This window comes from Bacillaceae bacterium S4-13-56 (genome assembly GCA_040191315.1).
Classification (GTDB): Bacteria; Bacillota; Bacilli; order Bacillales; family JAWJLM01; genus JAWJLM01.
Genome location: JAWJLM010000083.1, coordinates 1 through 17,521, shown reverse-complemented (window position 1 = coordinate 17,521; position 17,521 = coordinate 1). Strand labels below are relative to the sequence as shown.

Here is a 17,521-nt window from a genome sequence, read left to right as displayed (position 1 = left end):
TGGGATTAAAAACGACAACTAACTTGACAAACACCGCGTCCTAGAGGAGATCCATTTTAGATGTTTAAACGTGTTCGGGAAGCGTCGTATTTGACGACGGAAAAAGCATGGAGTTATCGTGCTATTTTAAGGTATTTTTATATTCAGCATGAGCGGATGTGGGAGTTTTTATTTCCTGAAGAGATCTATAGTAGCAGAAATGAAAGTGAGAAAGACTGCTGGATATCAAGAAGCATTAGTTGAACAGATGGTAGAGGAGATCCATTTGTAAATTTAGCAATTTAGTATGAACACAAATCTTCATAAGAACAAACGTTCCTATCTGTTTAGGGAATATGATATAATCAAATAAGATAATGTTCTTTTAGGGAGAGGTCGGCTAGCCCCGTGTGAAAGGGGGTGATGCCTATGAGTATGTATGAGAGTCTTATGGTGTTGAGTGCATTCGGCACCTTCTTGATTGCATTACTCGCATTGGTCATATCTTTGATCAATAGAAAATAGACCTCCCTATTTACCCGTAAAGTTCTTAGGAGAGGTCTATTCCTCAATGGATAGCCGATCCCTCTGGGGGAACCGCTTATCTAAGGACCACAGTTCGCAGCTGTGGTCTTTTACAATGTATTCAATTTCTAGTCTTATTATACCATAACGTACACAAATTTAAAATTCGAAAAATCTTGAAGAAGTGATTCCCAAACATAGGGCCTAAATCTTAGATTTATCAGAAACCAGCAGTAAACAAAAAGACTCACCTTTAATTATTTGTGAGTCGAGTGTTTGTATAAAAGTGAGCCTTAACAGAAAATATTTATTTGGTTTTCAGTGACGCCTTTAATTAATCTAATTTCACTAATCAAAAAGTGGTTAGCTTTATCAAACAACTTCTTTTCGCTTGAGTTCAGTGCTTTTTCTTTATCCATACGTTTTAAATCACGTACAACTTCAGCACATTCTTGTAGTCTGCCTTTTTTTATTTTATCCGTGTTTATTTTATGCCTTTCTTTCCATGTCAGTAAGTTATCTGATTCTCCATGCTGGAAAATCTGTATGATTTGTTTTAATGCACCCATGTCAGTAACTGGTCGTATATTTGAATTCAATATATTACCCTTAGGAATCATGACTTGCATATTACTAACTAACATATTTATAACATAATACTGTCTTACTTCCCCCGAGAATTCCTTTTCTTCTATGGATTTAATTATACCTGCTCCTTGCATTGGATAAACAATGTTATCGCCAATTTGAAACAAAAAATCCACCTCCATGTATGATTACCTTATTAACTATAGCATATAAAATATTTTTAATCAAATAAATTATAATATCATAATTTAATATTTACAGTCAACCATTTTTATTTAAAAACATTAGGGGCCTGCCATTGCTCGTAAATTCACGAAAAAAAGCGCAAAGCCTTCTAAAGTGTGTGAAAATTAAGCATTAATAGTTAGAGATCAATCCATATTTTTTGTGACCTAATACAATTTTCAGTGGTCTCCCGTTTTCTCCTTTCTTTCAAAAAAAGTATAAAATTTGTCTAGCTCCAGCGCCCTATCGACTAGAGTCGGTTCCTTCCTCTCCATCGATAAGTCAACATCAATGAAGGAGGTTCGGTTAAAAACGCGACATCGTGTTGGGACTGCGATTACTCGTCCCACCGAAGTGATTCGCAACACCGAACGGACTCGCATCCTGTGAGCCCTCGTGAACCGTGTTTCCTTTGGGCCTACACGATGTTAGTAGGTCACGTCGGCGTTGTCACATGATGTGATGTGACGGCTTTAGCCGACGATCCTTAATATCGATGAGGTCCGCCGCCGTCGATGGTCAAGGGCGCTTGCACTTTTCTTATCTAATTCAATGGATGCTGAATTGTTGTATTCAGCAATTATTTTTCCTGTTTCACTTTTGTTTTCACCACTAAGTACTTTGATTTTGTCTCCAGATTCTACGGAAATTTCTTGATCCATATTTATCCTTCCACTTCCAGTTATAATGTTATGTTTTGTTAGGGGAATATATTGTTTCTTATATCGGGAATCACTATTAATAAAACATGTATAAAGTTTACCGTTTTTTCCTGTTTTCTTTATGAAAATTCAGTAGGATAGTATATCGTGGTTTCTCAAAAATAGTCTCCCTACCCTTAATCTATTCAATATAATTTAAAATGATATAATTGAAACATAGAAAAAGGAAGTGCAATCAGTGAAATGGGATCAAGTAAGGAAACAATACCCAGAGCAATGGCTGCTTGTTGAAGCAATTTCTGCCTACTCACAAAACTCTACACGTTATGTTGATGAATTGTCAGTTATCTCTAATTTCCTCGAGTCCACTTTTGCATGGAAAGGATATAAAAAAACTTCATCTAGCCGATCCTACTTGTGAATATTAGATTTTCTATACCGATCATGAAACAATGGAAGTAAAAGAACAAAAATTTCTTAGAGTAAGGAGACGCATAAAGTGAGGATTGAAATGTACCATGGGTTACCAACAGTCTCAGTAATTATCAAAATGCCTGTTCCTTTGTGTGCATTATGAACATAGAAAGGAACGGGTATTATTGTATCTAAAGCAAAAATACTGCACCTATACTATTTTTTCTAGTAAAATGAAAGACGTGAATAATGTAAAAATATAGGAGTGTATGTCGATTGAAAAAACTACAAAAGTTTTTGTCTACCTATAAGAATAAATCGATAGGGTTACATGAATTAGAGCAATTCGGGGAGAAATATTATGATTCTTATGACGACTTTTCAAAAGTAGTATTGGACTTGGAAAGTGATGGAATTCTAACCATGGTGAAATCTAAAGGTAGAACGAATCGTAATCCATCGATTGCCTTTCAATACAGAATCAATAAAAGCATGCTCTCTGAGGACTTTCATCTTGAACTACAACGTTACCGTAGTTTATTTCATTCACTCATAAATCTTGATTTTTATTATGGCAAGGATCCATCTTACTGGAAAAAAGATCTTCCTTACCTTCAGAAAATAGATTGTTATCTTAAACATACCACTCTCCCTTCTGAAACAGTTCCTGCGCCAGAGAGAAGCTATGAATTGGTAGGGGATGAGAAATGGATCGTTGAGAAGAGTGGGAAAGAAGTGTTAGAAAGAATTCAGCTTTTTGATAAACTCAAAATTATACCTGTTTCTGAACCTCTAATGTTTGCGATAAACCCTGGTAAACTTAATTCCCCAGATCAACTTCACTTCATAGTGGAAAACAAAACTTCATATCAAGGATTACTCCCTGTTATAGAAGAAACGGATTTTTCTACCTTAATATACGGCTGTGGTAAGGCTGTTATCAAAAGTATAGAGCAATTTGCCATGCAATTCCCTGTTCAAGCCAATCATCAGTTTTTTTATTTTGGCGATTTGGATCGAGAAGGAATTACGATTTGGCATTTATTAAATCAAAAGCTAAAAGTAGAGCTAGCCATTCCGTTCTATCAGGCTTGTTTACAAAAGGAACCCGCAGTTGGAAAGGAATATCAAAGAGAAAATAAAGATGCGATGGATCAATTTTTATCCTTTTTTTCTAATGAGGAGATGTCCATGATCCATAGAATTTTAGATAATGGGAAGTATTTGCCTCAAGAGACTCTTAAAACTAAAGAATTGCAAAAGATTTGGAGGGATTCTAATTGGACGAGCTCGAACTAAAGGAAGTAACAAGTGGATATAGGGAACGAATAAGAAGACTCGCCCTATTTGATCCACTCTATGAACTTGATCGTAAACGAGAGCAAGATCTATTAGGAAACAACCTTGACATGAAAGGCCTTGGGTTACTAACTCTTCTTTTCTTTTTCGAACAAAAAATGATGAGGCAGTATAAGACTGGTGCTAGGCATCTAGCATTATTTTTACAAGATTTAACCAAAGGTCAGTATCGCTTGGATGAATCCGATTATGAGCGAATAGCACGTGCCATTATTCAAACCTTTCGTCCTACTACCGGGAGAAAAAGAAATTATATGTTTTTTAATTGGGAAGAAGGACGAGAAGAATCCATCGAGTACAGTATCTTGAAGGCTAATAATTTTGATGTGAAAACCAATACTCAATTTTATACGCTTGATGAGGACGGATTGGAACTGATTTTCGCAACAAAAGAATTTTATAGTGAATTTCAATTATCGATAAACCAACTAATGCTTAGGAAGCAATTAGATAAGGGTGAATTTAGGGGGGCACTCCGACAAATCAATGAGATGCGAATCGATGTGGAAAGCTTAGATGAGCGAATGATTAAGCTAAAACATGAGATTCAACGAAGTATTGTTTCAGAGGAGACCTTCGAAAGATATAAGGAGCTTCTTGAAGATATTTATGGAAGGTTAACGAGGGAAGATGAGGAATTTAAAGAGCTAAGACAATTTGTAAAAGAAACACGAGAACGGCTCTATTCCAAAGATGTTCATAAAAAAGAAAAGAAGTCTTACGAGTTAATACTGAAGATCACTTCAGAATTAGAATCTGTTCATTACGATCATTCTAGACTCTTGGATCAAACTTTTTCTTTAAAGAATACTACTCTTGTTACAGCCCAAGAGTCTTTATATTATACGGGGATCCAAGCATTCAATTTTGATCAGGACATTGTTTCGAATATTGTATCTGTCCCACTGCCATTAGAATCCATGCCAGGTTTGCTTCATCCTTTCTTGAGAGTAGAGGAAAATGCTTTTTGGTCCCCTTTAACGATCCTAGCAGAGCAAAATATTACAGAAGAGCGTGAGGAACGAGTGGAGCAGGGATTTGTTGAAGTTGACCACGATGGAAAGGATAGTCCCTATCGTCAATGGTTAACTAGGAAATATAAAGAAATAATGGGTTATTACTTAGAGGCCTATCAGCAAAATCAAGGAAAAACACTATCTGACTTTCTAGTATTTTTGAAAGGAAAAGATTTAGGTGATATTATTCAACAACGATACTTCTACGATTTCTGGTTAGTTTTGCATCAAAGATCTCCGATAAGGAAAGGCGATGTGGATGAACAAGAGGGGAAGACATTGCTTGGAGAAGCAGTAGCTCTCTTAGAGAATCAGACGTTGTATGTAAAGGAAACAAACAAGATATTAAAACCTTCAGAACGCTTTTCCATACAAGACTTAGTCATAACATTAGAGGAGGATGACGATGGAATATTCGGAGCAAACCGTACTTAAGGCCTTTCAAATATATACAATATTAGCGAGAGATGGCGTTGCTGACAAAGAAGCTATTCAGCAATATCGAGCGGATGATCATATTCGTGGACTTTTAGACGCGTTTAGTCAAGAAGTGGATTGCATTATTGTGGGAACAAGTGAGCAAATGTTTCTTGTGCCCGAAACTAAATTGTCTCCATTTCATGTTAGTAATGACTGGATTAAACGAAATTACCTTCGTTCCGGGGCAACAAATGGAGATATTTATTTATTGTATTTTGCTACGATTATTTTATTTGGTAGTTTTTATGATTCATACCAAAACCAAGAGCCAACAAGGCAGTTCATTAGACTAGATGAGTGGGTGCGATTGATTCATGATCGTATAGAACAATTACGTATGCATGAGGAAGATAAATTAAAGGAGTTAGAAAAAGAGTTTTCCTATAACTGGAGTCTCATTTTACAGAAGTGGGAAGATATGGATGATATTAAAGAAACGGCTAAAAAACAGAGTGGGAATACAATTAGTCGTTTTAGTTTTATGGATACAGTTAAACGTTTTTTGGTAGATCAAGAGTTAATTATCGAAATAGGCAATGAGGAAATCACTTTAACAGAAAAAGCGAAAACGATTGTACAACGCTATTTTATGGAAGTGGAGTATAACAAAGGGATTTTTGAGTTCATTTACGGTTTTGGAAGGGATGAATCCTATGCCAGCAATTAGTAAAATTCGTCTTACTAACATAGTCTATGAGGAAGGAAACAAGCGTTATAACGACGAGATGTTTTTGTTTGACAGTCATAATGGCGCGATTTTGCTCGAAAATGGTGGAGGAAAAACGGTGTTGATTCAAACGGCCCTTCAGGCAATCATTCCTCATGTAGATTTAGCAGATAGAAAAATAAAAAATACTCTTCTACTTGAAAATGCCCCAGCCCATATTGCTATTGAATGGATTGATAACGATCACCCAAGACGTTATGTGGTCACAGCAGTTTCGCTATTTACTACAAAGCAAGGTTTGGACTCTTTGCGGTATGTTTACGAATATTCCCCAAATGATCCAAATGGGATTGAAGGGATTCCGTTTGTCCGGGAGGGAAGAGAAGGAAAACGTACTGCTGAAAAAGGCGAAATGCAGGATTATTATAGCCACATGCGGGAGAAAACCTTTAGCGCTAGAACGTTCCATACGATAAAGGAATATCGTGCTTATTTGGAAGAACAATATCATATTATTTCTACAGAATGGGATAGCATTGCCAAAATTAATAGTGCAGAAGGCGGCGTAGAGGCGTTCTTTGATGACTGCAAAACAACAAATCAACTTTTTGATAGACTTTTGATTCCAACTGTAGAAAACTCGATTGTTGGTCATGAAGCATCCATTTTTGCAGATATGTTTCAACAACGGCTCACTAGTCTCAAAAACTATAAAAAACTAAAAGAAACTATAGAGGAAAACAAGCAGATTCAACAAGAACTAGAGCGCTATGTTCACGCTTATGAAATTCTCCACAGTCAGGAAGTGACCTATACCAAAACGAAACAAAGGGTTAAAGGGACATGGATGGAAACCCTAGAACAAATCCAGACAATTGATAGGGAAATCAACGACGTAAAGGGGAAGTTAGAAGAGTGGAGTTCGAATCACCACGCTTATCTAGTGAAATCTTCTTCCTATGATATTTATAAGGAAGAATGGAAACTCAAGCTGTTAGATAAGGATTATATAGAAGCTACGGAGAACAAAACTTCCTTAGAAGAAAAAATACTCCAACATCAAAAGGAATTTTATTCTCTAAAACTAGCCGAATTAAATGTGCAACGCAAAGAGCAGGAGGACAAGCTTTCCCACGCTAATGAAGAACTGTTAAAGTTTGATCGTTCGGAGGAAGTAGAGAATTACGAGGATCATCTTGATGAGGGTAACCGTGCCTTGCTTGGTTGGTACGTTCAAGAAATAGAGAAGTTAGAAAAAGAGGAGCAAGGGTTTCAGTATCAATTGAATCCTATTTTGGAGCGGATAGAGGAAGGCGAAAGGAAAAAGGAGCAGTCGGAAGAAGAAGAGAAGGTGCTTCGGGGATCTCTGGTTGGAATTCAAAGTGTTATTTCATCCAGATTAAAAGATTTGGAGAAATTAAAACAGGAAATTCTGGCAAATCCGAACCAAGAAAATGTAAAAGATGAGCTTAGTAAATGGCAGGAACGAATTCAATTTCTAGAAGAGGATATAATTAGACTTCATCAAGAAGAAAGACAAAAGGAGCTTTTGATTAGAGAAGCAGTAGAAAGAAAAGAAAATCTTCAGGATAACGTAAGGAATTGGGAAGATGAAAAGAAAGAAATCACTCTTCATCGCATAGAGATGGATGAAGCTCAAACATCAGTTATCCAGAAACTATCACAGCTGAGAAACCAATGGGTGACATTAGAGGATGTCTATCAAAAGCAAAACTCAATTGAAACAAGGTTATTGGAAGAGATGGAGAAGCTTAAAAAAGATCGAAATTCTCTTTTATACCAGGAGCGAATTGCTTACCGTTTTGTCGATGATTATGCAAAACAGGATCACTTTTTTGGAGATGCTTTCTTGGAGGAACAGTTGGTATCTTGGAAAAATCAAGTGGATTACTTAGTAACAGGTGTGGAATACCTCCAGTCACTAGATCCGTTAGAGAAGGAGGCTTTTGGTAAATTCAGCTTATGGCCTGTGACCTTAGTAACTACCAATAAAGCAAAGGCAAAAGTAATAGAAAAGCTTCAACATGTTGCAGAGCATCTTCAGTTTCCTATAATAGTTCTAAGCACAGAGGAAGCTTTGACTGTCCATAAAAATGATTCGAATGTTTCTTGGATTCCACCAAATCATTGGCGTGGTAATTTGAATGAGGAGTATTTTGCGGAATGGAAAAAAGCAATTGGAAGTAGAGCACAAGAAAAAACAGAATATCGTGAGGAAAAGGAACGACAAATAAGAATGTGGGAAGAGGGCTTAAGAGCCTTTCACCAATTTATCGAGAAATATCCTTTTGAAAAAGTGTCAAAGTGGACAGAAGATTTGGCTATGTTAAATCGTCACTTGGAAGAAGGGAAGCGTTCGATTGAAAAAGAGTTAGAGTTGATAGAAAAACTAAATGGTGAAGCTCAACGGAATAAAAAACTGGTGGAGAGCCATCGAGAAGAGAAAGTAGGTTTTGAACGTAAAGTAGAAAAAGGAGTACAGTACCTCTCTTATTTTTCTGAGGTGGAGGAGAAAAGGGCTCAAGAAGAGGAAAGGAAAGCAGAACTTGATCACCTTGTAAAAAAAATAGGTCAAATGTCAAACGAGTTAAATTTGCTGAAAGAGGAAAGAGAAGATGTTGTTGATAGAAAAAATAAGATTTCTGCAAGGGTTAATGTGGTCAAAGAAGAAGATGAGTATCAATCTTTAAAAGAACTCGATCCTATATATACTTATGAGTCAAAGCAGGTTTTAAAAGACAGAATCTATGAATGGAAGTTAAAAATCGAAAAGGTGAATCGTGCTCAAGGGGAGTGGATTGCTAAGCGAGAAGCGGCTAGAGATGCATTGGACAAGTTAGAGGATGAAGTTAAAGAGTTGATAACAGATCACCAGGATCTTATAGTAAATATGGAGTTTCCTAGTGATGGAAAACAGCGACTAAAGAATCTGAGAAATCAACTGAAAGAATTTGGTGTTTCTTTGGAGAAAGCCACTAATATATTTTTGGAAAAGAAAAAGTCCAGAGATGCCCAGGAAGGAAAATGGGATGGAAAGAAAGATGAATTCAGATCCAAATTTCCTAGCACCGATATCATCGTGTTTTCTTCATCACTAGATGAAGTTGCTGCCATTTTACAGAAGGAGAAAAAAGGGTTAGACGAGAGAAAAAGCTTTTTGGATCGGGAACTTTCTCGATTGGAAAAAGAGTGGGAAGCTTTGGAATCGGCAAAACATAAAATGGAACTTTTTGTGGAAGGCCATCATTTTAATGCTCCTAATATTGAGGCTCTTCCATTGTCGGAAGAGGAAAAGAGACAATATATGTACCACCGTATACCATTTGTTGAAAATCTTACGACACAGTTAAAAGATGATAAAGGCAGTGTGGATGGAGAAAGAGATCGCGTTTTTAAGGCGAGACGGAATTTCAGTGATTTTTGCAGGAACAAAATATCAGATATCAAGCTGCAACAAATGGCAATTAGCGGCGTAGAAAACAAACAGACCTATGAGGACATTATTGATTTTAAAAAGAATATGTTTTCTCGGATCGAAAGTATATCTCAATATGCGAATGAACATATACGAAGAAGTGATGAGGAACTACAATTGTTTATCAATCAAATTCACTCTCATCTTTTGACTCTTGTAGAAGAGTTGAAGCAAATACCGAAGAAAACGAGAGTGAAGGTTTTAGATGAATGGAAACAAGTGTTTTCTTTTTCCATTCCAGAATGGGAAGAGCAGACTGGGAAAATGAGGATTCGTGATTATATTGAATGGATATTGCAACAATTAGAATCTGAACGATTTTTAAATGCGCAAGGGTTACAGGATGATGGCAAGGTAAGAAAAGAAGTAGAAACTTGGCTTCAGTCTAAACAGTTATTGCAAACGGTTATGAATAATGAAGTCATGAAGGTGACTTGTCGTAAGGTTACGAACGACAATCAAGTTACAACTAGATCTTATACATGGGAACAAAGTAATGTTTGGTCAGGTGGAGAAAAATGGAGTAAAAACATGACGCTATTTTTGGGAATATTAAATTATGTTGCTGAGAAAAAAAAGCATCTCCAATCGAATATGAAAAGAAGTCGTGCTGTAATCTTGGATAATCCTTTTGGGAAAGCATCTAGTGATCATGTACTAAGTCCAGTCTTCTTTATCGCTGATCAGCTTGGGTTCCAAATTATAGCACTAACAGCTCATGCAGAAGGAAAGTTCCTTCAAGACTATTTCCCTGTAATCTATAGTTGCCGCCTTCGAGCATCTGTTGACCCTAACAAAAAAATAATGACAAAAGAAAAGTGGCTCCACCATGCTTATTTCCAAGATCACAACCCAGCTACTATAGATCGACTAGGAGAGGTTGAACAGTTGGAGTTGTTCGATTAGGTAAACCGGTTATTTAGAATGACATTGGAACGATCATCAAAAAGCGCCTGTCCCAACGTAATGAAACGTTCACGTTCACTGGGGCAGACGTTTTTTTGATTTTACCTCTTTTATGAATTACTATAACTTGTAAAATGGATCGAGAAGAGCTTGGGGTCCAGAAAGATACAAATGATGATTTAATGTTTGTCATTGAGTTTTGATGGTAAAGCTATCTTTTTTATAATATAAGTTAGAAACTCAAAAAATCGGATTGGTATGAATCACAACTAAGTTTAACAAATCGCCACAAAGTCCCCAATATATAGGTGGTATTATTTTCCTTAAGAGACCTGGTAGGAGGGATTAGAATGGGTAACGTTGCATTTGATGAGAGAAAATATAGGAGGGCTGCAATTTGTCGGAACCGGTGATTGAGAAGTATGTAAAGATTCGAAACTAAAAAAATGGTTAGTTGTAAAATAAAATGCATAGAGAATAAATCTAAAAAAATTCAAGAGTAAGAAAGGGAACATTTGTTCTTTTTCTCTTAGGATATGATATAATTAAGTAGGATAATGTTCTTTTAGGGAGAGGTCGGCTAGCCCCGTGTGAAAGGGGGTGATGCCTATGAGTATGTATGAGAATCTCATGGTGCTAAGTGCGTTTGGCACCTTCTTAATTGCATTACCGCATTGGTCATAACTTTGATCAATAGAAAATAGACCTCCCTATTTACCCATCAAGTGATTAGGAGAGGTCTATCGACACAAGATAGCCGATCCCTCTGGGGGAACCGCTTATCTAAGGACCGCAGTTGCCACTGTGGTCTTTTTCAATGTACTCATTTTCTAGTTTTATTATACCATAAGGAAAATAAATTTTAAAATTGGAAGGAATTATAAAACATCTTTTAGAAATAAACTTTTGATCATATCTTCAAGGTGGTGTTTCTTCTCGGAATTCATATAGGATTGGTTGTATTGTTAATCTTCTTCTAGTTCAATTAGGGCAGGCATGAAGAGGCATATCAACAATCTCAGCGGTCACCATGCTGTCTAGGACGTCTTTAAATGCATCTAGGATTTCATCAGGATTAATGGCTGACTTTTGTGATCTAGCAGAAATTTGATTTGCCACTTCTGTTAAAAAATCAAGGTCATTATTGTTTCTCTCCATTTGCTCTACTACCATTATGACATTGGGCCTGACCCCAGTGAGGTAATGTTTTACCATGCTGCTGGGTGTCAGGCTTTTAGTTATAGCCAGCTTCCTATTTTTTTCTTAAATTCGAAATAGCTTTCTTTATCTGTAAAATAGTCGATGGACAAATTTTCTTTGACCCATTTTATTAATTCTTGTGGAGAATTGAAATATTCTCCGGAAGAATCTGCTTTACGGATTGTGTACCTTCCATTGTCGTCATCGATCGTTACTTCGCATGGTAGAGCACTGCCCTTGCAACTAAAAGAAATTTCCATCTCTTAACCCCCTTCCGTTTTTAGAAGTTTGATGCATTTTAAATTGATTTCCGAGTTTAATCCCATATTTGTTATTAAGTATATGTGAAAGAAAAAAACTTAGTGAAGGTATTATACCATAACTGAAATAAAATTTAAAATATTCCGAAAAAATTAGAAAATTAGATGTTATTATCCGTATGGTAAAGCTACTAACTTCCATTTAGTATGAGTTGGGCCATTATTTAAATGAACCATATAGTGGCAGAGCGTAAGAGGGGGTGCCCAGTGATGGCTTTTGGTAACCTTAATCCAAAGGGTGATGAATATTTTAGTAAAGAGGTAATGTGGTCGGAAGAAATGAAGAGATTGAAAAGGATCATCCTTGAATGTGAACTATGTTCCATTTGATGAAACCTAAACCGAAGAACTGTAGTGGGGGAAACCTTGCTATACGTTTGAGAAAAGTAACATTGTGATCATACAAGGATTTATGTTTTTTAAGGGAGTTTTGTTAAAAGATGCTCAGGGTTTGCTTGTTGCGCCAGGAGAGGCGCTGAGTTAGTGCCTCCTGATTCATGTTAAGCTAAATTACGCTAAGTCATAGTAAGTATGGAGAAGTTTTAATAGAATCGATTTAAAAAATGTAAAAAGTTACAGTTTTTTACATAATTCCTCTTGTAAAGAGTATAATAACCTTTGTCAGGAGGTTTTTTATGGAACATAATCCAAGTTTAGTCTCATCTGAAATCGGAAATTTATGGAGTTGTTATGTAGCAGATAGCTTAAATATTTGCATGATGAAACATTTCTTAGCCAATGTTGATGACCAGGAAATAAAAGAACTTCTGGAACATGCAAAAAGCCTGTCAGAGAGTCACCTAGAAACCCTTACTTCCATTTTCGAAAAAGAAAAGATGCCTATTCCACAAGGATACTCATATGCAGATGTGGTTGAAGATGCCCCACGACTCTATTCTGATGGGTTTTATTTAAGGTACCTACAAAAAATGGGACGAGTTGGTTCACATGCCCATAGTATGGCACTTGGAACATCTTACCGAGAGGATGTTCTAAACTTCTTTTTATCAGCATTAAATCAAAGTAGCCAATTATACAAAAGAGCTATAAGTTTGTTGAAAATGAAAGGGGAGCTTGTTCGTTCACCTTATATTCCTTATCCTGAAAAAGTGGAGTATATCCATGATGAACACTTCTTTAGTGGGTACTTAACCTTACATAAAAGGCCTTTACTTGCAGTAGAAATCAATCATTTGTCTAATAATATTGAAGCAAATACAATAGGACGGGCTTTGATTGAGGGTTTTGCCCAGGTAGCAGAGGATAAAGAAGTGAGAGAATATTTTCAAGAGGGTTGTCGAATATCAACAAAACTAATTGAGACTTTAGAAAAGATTATCCGAAAAGATAAAACAAATACTCCTTTTGCATCCGGAGGGATTGTGACAAGAAGTTCTATTTCACCTTTCTCAGATAAATTGATGATGGGGGCTGTAGCCATGCTTAGTATGGTCTCTATCGGTAATTTAGGACAAGCTATTGCGGCAAGTATGAGAACGGATTTGATTGGAGAATATTCTTCATTAATCGCACAAATAGGAAAATATGCATCTGCAGGGGCTAAAATAGGAGTTGAAAATGGATGGGTAGAAAAACCCCCTCAAACGCCTGATAGACAAGAGATCCAAGAAAGTTAAGGAAAGCCGTTCCTTTAAGGGAACCGCTTATCTAGGGGACATATTTTGCTACGGTCTTTTTGAACAAAAAGGGAGGCACCTATTAAGCGTGCCTCCTTAGCCATCTATATTAATTTTTACTTAAATTGTCCACCATTAAGTTGTTGTTGAGCAGTTTGTACTAAACGCTTAGTGATTTCTCCGCCTACAGAACCGTTAGCACGAGATGTTGTTTCTGCTCCAAGGTTTACACCAAATTCTTGAGCGATCTCATACTTCATTTGATCTAATGCTTGCTCTACTCCAGGTACTAGTAATTGATTATTGTTATTGCTTGCCATGATAAATTACCTCCTAAAGTTTTTTTGAAATATTTTAATTCAAGTGTTAGTTTAAAAAGAAACTATTTAGATTGACCACCAAATTGCTGTTCAGCGGTTTGGACTAGTCTTTTGGTGATTTCTCCGCCTACAGAACCATTAGCACGAGAAGTTGTATCTGCACCAGGATTTACACCAAACTCTTGTGCAATTTCATACTTCATTTGGTCTAGTGCTTGCTCAATGCCGGGAACTAATAGCTTGTTTGAGTTGTTACTGCTTGGCATTTTCTATCACCTCCTGTACCCACTATCATTTACACATGAATGCACATCTTATGTGTGAAATCAACAGGTAATTTTTGGTTGGTGCCTGTCACTTCCCGAAAAATATTGTTTCACAGGATTGTTTCACAAATGATGTATCAAATTGAGAATTGTTATCAATAATAAAAGAGAGAAAGGGATAGCCCCTATTAGGCTACCCCTTCAAAAGTAATGCTTAGGATGGAATAAATGTTTTGCAATCCGTTTCTGAACTATCGGACGCTTTTTTCCCTTTATGGCTGACTACATAGATGGCATCAGCAGCACATTTATTTCCTGTGTCCCAAAATTTACAGTTATCCACTTCACAAAGAACATCTTTAGCCACTACGATCACCTCCCTTATTACTTATCCTTAGCATCTTTTGTTGGATTGATACTTTTTTCTTTTTGTATGATTTTCCTAAATGGCGGTTAGCTTAATAATTAGAGTATCTTTTTATGGAGTGAACCATTCTGGACTACAAAGGGGAGGAAGTAAGTGAAAAATGTTGCGAATGATGTTCATATAGGTGAATTAATTGCTATCTCAAAGGTTTTTAATTTAAACACTTTCCAAATGATTTCTATGCTAGAGGATGGTTCTATGGAAATGTTCGAGAATAAGGAATATTTTTATGAAAAATATGGAGAGAAGGACACCTACGACGACGTATTAGATGACTGGTGTGAGTTGAATAATGGTAAAATTTTTACCATGCCAAAACAAGAATGAGCTGACTGTTCCTAAACGGGGGATCGTTGGCTTTTTTGATGTTTGTAATTTTAAGAAAGTGATTTTGATGAATTATAAAAATGCATCTGAAAGGGGACAGTATGAGGTGTAAGGATGGTGAAATGAGTGGAACCATTTATACATTATAGAATTAATCAAACGGAACAAGGAATAGAAGTGGTATTATACCTCAACAAAAATCTAACGGAATTCTCGGATGAATTAGGTACTGTCCCTAAAGTAGATGAATCCAATTTGAAAGAAGAAGCAATTCAATTTGTGAAAGAAAAGTTTCCTTCTTTATCTGTTAAAACTATTAAAATAATGGCTGGTGCCATGGTTTTATCCGCTTTAGGAATTGGTGCTATGCCCATAAATAAAGCTGCAGCTGCAAAATCTCCTGTCAAGGAATCACGGTCTTTTTCTTCCTCCTATACGGTTTCGGCAGGGGATACGCTATATGGAATAGCAGCTCGTTATGGGACGACAGTGGATGATATTATTTAGAACGAACCAGTTAACCTCAGATTTTTTACATATGGGACAGACTTTAACTATTCCAAAATGGAGCTCAGCAACTTGGAACACAACAAGTGGAAACTGGACAAAATGATGGGGTTAGTCAAGAGGAAGTGGAGTGGCTTGCTAAAATGATTTTCAGTGAAGGTAGAGGGGAATCATTAGAAGGTCAAATTGCCATTGGGGCTGAGATTATGAATCGTGTCGAAAGTCCTTTATTTCCTAATAATATAAAAGATGTTTTGTTTGAACAGAGTTACAGCTACTATCAATTTACTCCAGTAGGAACGGACGATATCTATTCAGCTACTCTTAATGAAGAAAACTATGAAGCGGCACGACGAGCGATCAACGGGGAAGACCCAACTAATGGAGCTTTATTTTACTATAACCCCGATAAAGCATCGAGCCCTTATCTTGAAAGTCGGGAGGTTTCAACCATAATAGGAAACCATACATTTTCTTATTAGGATTTTTTATTCAGGCCATGGTGGAGAAATCCACTTTGGTTTTTTTGGTGTGCCAGGGTATGAGGGTGTTGGTAAGAACCGTCCCCATTTGCACATTGACACATTGTAACAAATCATTCATTGGAAATGATAATCATTTTCAACTATAATGAAGAATATAGGTGGAGGATAAAGGAGGAAATGGGAATGCGTCAACACTTTGTTGTTGCTAATACATTTAAACATCGAATGAACTGTTTTTGTCACGAAAAAAAGCATGACTGTTTTTTTACCCTTAAAGAGGGTGATGTAATAGAGGTGACCAATGATCGAAAGTTTACGATTGGGAATGGGTGGTACCACTTAACCTTCATAAATGGCCAATTTCCATTCTATATGAGGCCTGATGAATTGGATCAGTATAATTCGGATGGACAATTACTATCTTTGTTGGATATAGAGCTTAAATTGAATTATTTACATTTTCACATCAATCAATCTCTGGATAAGAAGGAAAAGATGTCTTTTCTAGAGGATACAACTGAACGGAACCAATTGATAGATTTAAAGGAGAAGTTGGCTACCTTTATAGGTCGGGTTGAATTACATCAGTAGAAAAGTAGTTATTTTTAAATCCGGTCTGTTGCCAGCTTGACATGAAGAAACTTTGATGACTTAATTCAAGAAAATTGAATATTTAATTGACGATGAATAATCAATATCAATTATAATCTTAATAGGAGTACGGAACTGCCCCTTCCCTACTTATACTGTTACCAAGAGGTCTCGTATCCCCCTCATTTTACGAGATCTCTTTTAATTTGAAGAACAGTGGCATCAATAGAGAAACCTTGCTACATCAGGGGTAGGGTGTGTTGGTAAGAACCGTCTCCACCAACACGTTTGAAAATCTACTGAAAATGAATTTTTGTAGGGGGTCCATTTTGTTGAAATATGAAGCTTTTTGAGAAAAAAAGGTTTTTTTCAAAGATAGAATGATAGAAAAAATGCATTTTGGCGTTTCGACAAAAAATGTTTGAATCTGGTAATCTATCATTATAAACTTCTCAATTTATTGAACCTAGTAGGAAAAGGAGGAACAAAATGACTGTGGACCATGACAGATTGTTCAAAGAACTTATCTCAACGTTTTTTGAAGAGTTTATGCTACTCTTTTTTCCGGATGTTTACGAAGAGATCGATTTCCGGCAAGTCAAATTTTTGTCTCAGGAGGTGTACACGGATGTTATCGTAGGTGAAAAATATAAGGTTGACATCCTTGTGGAAACGAAGCTGAAAGGAGAAGATGGGTTAGTTAACATCCATGTCGAGCCCCAATCTTACCACCAAGAAGAATTTAATGAACGAATGTTTATCTACTTTAGCCGGCTATTTGAAAAATACAGACGCAAGATCCTCCCAATCGCCCTCTTCAGTTATGACTTCATAAAAAATGAACCCAACAATTTCTCCATGACCTTTTCCGCCCAACCTATTTTAGATTTCAATTACTTGACCATTGAGTTAAAAAAAGAAGATTGGCGAAACTATTTAAGGAAATATAATCCAGTTGCGGCGGCATTATTAAGCAAAATGGGATATAATGAGAGTGAAAAAGTAGAAGTGAAAAAAGAGTTTTTTCGAATATTAATTCGGCTTGAATTGGACCAAGCCCGTGCATCTCTGATTACTTGGTTTTTTGAGACATATTTGCAATTGAATGATGAGCAAGAGGAAGA

General features: G+C 36.5%; 20 protein-coding genes. 13 read left to right on the top strand and 7 right to left on the bottom strand.

Features of this window, described 5'->3' with window-relative positions:
• Positions 1-60: 60 nt before the first annotated feature.
• Together RZN25_15995 and RZN25_15990 are read left to right on the top strand one after the other, a co-directional pair.
• Complete coding sequence (locus tag RZN25_15995) at positions 61-243, top strand: DUF2397 family protein (protein MEQ6378315.1); 183 nt, start codon at positions 61-63, stop codon at positions 241-243.
• Positions 244-402: 159 nt separating this feature from the next.
• Positions 403-504 (top strand): putative holin-like toxin, encoded by a 102-nt coding sequence (locus tag RZN25_15990; protein ID MEQ6378314.1) that lies wholly within the window; start codon positions 403-405, stop codon positions 502-504.
• Between the two features lie 293 nt (positions 505-797).
• On the opposite strand, the gene RZN25_15985 is transcribed toward RZN25_15990, so the two are convergent.
• Positions 798-1,274, bottom strand: a complete 477-nt coding sequence (locus tag RZN25_15985; protein MEQ6378313.1) for a CarD family transcriptional regulator — start codon at positions 1,272-1,274, stop codon at positions 798-800.
• 516 nt (positions 1,275-1,790) lie between these two features.
• Positions 1,791-1,979 (bottom strand): hypothetical protein, encoded by a 189-nt coding sequence (locus RZN25_15980; protein ID MEQ6378312.1) that lies wholly within the window; start codon positions 1,977-1,979, stop codon positions 1,791-1,793.
• A 238-nt stretch (positions 1,980-2,217) separates the two neighbouring features.
• Here RZN25_15980 and RZN25_15975 point away from each other — a divergent pair, with 238 nt between their 5' ends.
• The 5 genes from RZN25_15975 to RZN25_15955 all read left to right on the top strand — a co-directional run bounded on the left by RZN25_15975 (position 2,218) and on the right by RZN25_15955 (position 10,317).
• A complete protein-coding gene (locus RZN25_15975; GenBank protein ID MEQ6378311.1) occupies positions 2,218-2,400 on the top strand; it encodes a hypothetical protein in 183 nt (60 codons plus the stop codon).
• Between the two features lie 269 nt (positions 2,401-2,669).
• A complete protein-coding gene (locus RZN25_15970; protein ID MEQ6378310.1) occupies positions 2,670-3,692 on the top strand; it encodes a DUF2220 family protein in 1,023 nt (340 codons plus the stop codon).
• Complete coding sequence (locus RZN25_15965; GenBank protein MEQ6378309.1) at positions 3,674-5,203, top strand: replicative DNA helicase; 1,530 nt, start codon at positions 3,674-3,676, stop codon at positions 5,201-5,203. The genes RZN25_15970 and RZN25_15965 overlap by 19 nt, the downstream gene beginning before the upstream one ends.
• Positions 5,175-5,915: a DUF6063 family protein gene (locus RZN25_15960; protein ID MEQ6378308.1), complete on the top strand. Its 741-nt coding sequence runs from the start codon at positions 5,175-5,177 to the stop codon at positions 5,913-5,915. The genes RZN25_15965 and RZN25_15960 overlap by 29 nt, the downstream gene beginning before the upstream one ends.
• A complete protein-coding gene (locus RZN25_15955; GenBank protein MEQ6378307.1) occupies positions 5,902-10,317 on the top strand; it encodes a hypothetical protein in 4,416 nt (1,471 codons plus the stop codon). The genes RZN25_15960 and RZN25_15955 overlap by 14 nt, the downstream gene beginning before the upstream one ends.
• 981 nt (positions 10,318-11,298) lie before the next feature.
• Here the strand turns inward: RZN25_15955 and RZN25_15950 are convergent.
• Both RZN25_15950 and RZN25_15945 read right to left on the bottom strand, forming a co-directional pair.
• On the bottom strand, positions 11,299-11,475 hold the full coding sequence (locus RZN25_15950; protein MEQ6378306.1) for a hypothetical protein: 177 nt from the start codon (positions 11,473-11,475) through the stop codon (positions 11,299-11,301).
• 80 nt (positions 11,476-11,555) lie between these two features.
• Positions 11,556-11,777, bottom strand: coding sequence for a hypothetical protein (locus tag RZN25_15945; protein ID MEQ6378305.1), 222 nt, complete (start codon positions 11,775-11,777; stop codon positions 11,556-11,558).
• Between the two features lie 695 nt (positions 11,778-12,472).
• Here RZN25_15945 and RZN25_15940 point away from each other — a divergent pair.
• Positions 12,473-13,474 carry a DUF3231 family protein gene (locus tag RZN25_15940; GenBank protein ID MEQ6378304.1) on the top strand — a complete coding sequence of 334 codons (1,002 nt, stop codon included), beginning with the start codon at positions 12,473-12,475 and terminating at the stop codon, positions 13,472-13,474.
• 116 nt (positions 13,475-13,590) lie between these two features.
• On the opposite strand, the gene RZN25_15935 is transcribed toward RZN25_15940, so the two are convergent.
• The 3 genes from RZN25_15935 to RZN25_15925 all read right to left on the bottom strand — a co-directional run bounded on the left by RZN25_15935 (position 13,591) and on the right by RZN25_15925 (position 14,427).
• Positions 13,591-13,794, bottom strand: coding sequence for an alpha/beta-type small acid-soluble spore protein (locus tag RZN25_15935; protein MEQ6378303.1), 204 nt, complete (start codon positions 13,792-13,794; stop codon positions 13,591-13,593).
• Between the two features lie 62 nt (positions 13,795-13,856).
• A complete protein-coding gene (locus tag RZN25_15930; GenBank protein ID MEQ6378302.1) occupies positions 13,857-14,060 on the bottom strand; it encodes an alpha/beta-type small acid-soluble spore protein in 204 nt (67 codons plus the stop codon).
• A 214-nt stretch (positions 14,061-14,274) separates the two neighbouring features.
• Entirely contained in the window at positions 14,275-14,427 is a 153-nt protein-coding gene (locus tag RZN25_15925; protein ID MEQ6378301.1) for a DUF1540 domain-containing protein, read from the bottom strand.
• A 153-nt stretch (positions 14,428-14,580) separates the two neighbouring features.
• On the opposite strand from RZN25_15925, the gene RZN25_15920 reads away from it, so the two are divergent.
• From RZN25_15920 to RZN25_15900, 5 genes are all read left to right on the top strand, one after another.
• A complete protein-coding gene (locus RZN25_15920) occupies positions 14,581-14,814 on the top strand; it encodes a hypothetical protein (GenBank protein ID MEQ6378300.1) in 234 nt (77 codons plus the stop codon).
• 126 nt (positions 14,815-14,940) lie between these two features.
• The gene (locus RZN25_15915) at positions 14,941-15,321 is read left to right on the top strand and encodes a LysM domain-containing protein (protein MEQ6378299.1); all 381 of its coding nucleotides are present in this window, start codon (positions 14,941-14,943) and stop codon (positions 15,319-15,321) included.
• A gap of 86 nt (positions 15,322-15,407) precedes the next feature.
• Positions 15,408-15,803 (top strand): cell wall hydrolase, encoded by a 396-nt coding sequence (locus tag RZN25_15910; GenBank protein MEQ6378298.1) that lies wholly within the window; start codon positions 15,408-15,410, stop codon positions 15,801-15,803.
• Between the two features lie 186 nt (positions 15,804-15,989).
• Positions 15,990-16,397 (top strand): hypothetical protein, encoded by a 408-nt coding sequence (locus RZN25_15905; protein ID MEQ6378297.1) that lies wholly within the window; start codon positions 15,990-15,992, stop codon positions 16,395-16,397.
• A gap of 489 nt (positions 16,398-16,886) precedes the next feature.
• The coding region (locus tag RZN25_15900) for a transposase (protein MEQ6378296.1) at positions 16,887-17,521 on the top strand (635 nt) is incomplete at its 3' end.

What these genes read in the sequence shown, in the direction of transcription:
- RZN25_15995 (MEQ6378315.1), top strand. Translation starts at nt 61, where the DNA reads ATGTTTAAACGTGTTCGGGAAGCGTCGTATTTGACGACGGAAAAAGCA.
- RZN25_15990 (MEQ6378314.1), top strand. Translation starts at nt 403, where the DNA reads ATGCCTATGAGTATGTATGAGAGTCTTATGGTGTTGAGTGCATTCGGC.
- RZN25_15985 (MEQ6378313.1), bottom strand. Translation starts at nt 1,274, where the DNA reads ATGGAGGTGGATTTTTTGTTTCAAATTGGCGATAACATTGTTTATCCA.
- RZN25_15980 (MEQ6378312.1), bottom strand. Translation starts at nt 1,979, where the DNA reads ATGGATCAAGAAATTTCCGTAGAATCTGGAGACAAAATCAAAGTACTT.
- RZN25_15960 (MEQ6378308.1), top strand. Translation starts at nt 5,175, where the DNA reads ATGGAATATTCGGAGCAAACCGTACTTAAGGCCTTTCAAATATATACA.
- RZN25_15955 (MEQ6378307.1), top strand. Translation starts at nt 5,902, where the DNA reads ATGCCAGCAATTAGTAAAATTCGTCTTACTAACATAGTCTATGAGGAA.
- RZN25_15950 (MEQ6378306.1), bottom strand. Translation starts at nt 11,475, where the DNA reads ATGGAGAGAAACAATAATGACCTTGATTTTTTAACAGAAGTGGCAAAT.
- RZN25_15945 (MEQ6378305.1), bottom strand. Translation starts at nt 11,777, where the DNA reads ATGGAAATTTCTTTTAGTTGCAAGGGCAGTGCTCTACCATGCGAAGTA.
- RZN25_15940 (MEQ6378304.1), top strand. Translation starts at nt 12,473, where the DNA reads ATGGAACATAATCCAAGTTTAGTCTCATCTGAAATCGGAAATTTATGG.
- RZN25_15935 (MEQ6378303.1), bottom strand. Translation starts at nt 13,794, where the DNA reads ATGGCAAGCAATAACAATAATCAATTACTAGTACCTGGAGTAGAGCAA.
- RZN25_15930 (MEQ6378302.1), bottom strand. Translation starts at nt 14,060, where the DNA reads ATGCCAAGCAGTAACAACTCAAACAAGCTATTAGTTCCCGGCATTGAG.
- RZN25_15905 (MEQ6378297.1), top strand. Translation starts at nt 15,990, where the DNA reads ATGCGTCAACACTTTGTTGTTGCTAATACATTTAAACATCGAATGAAC.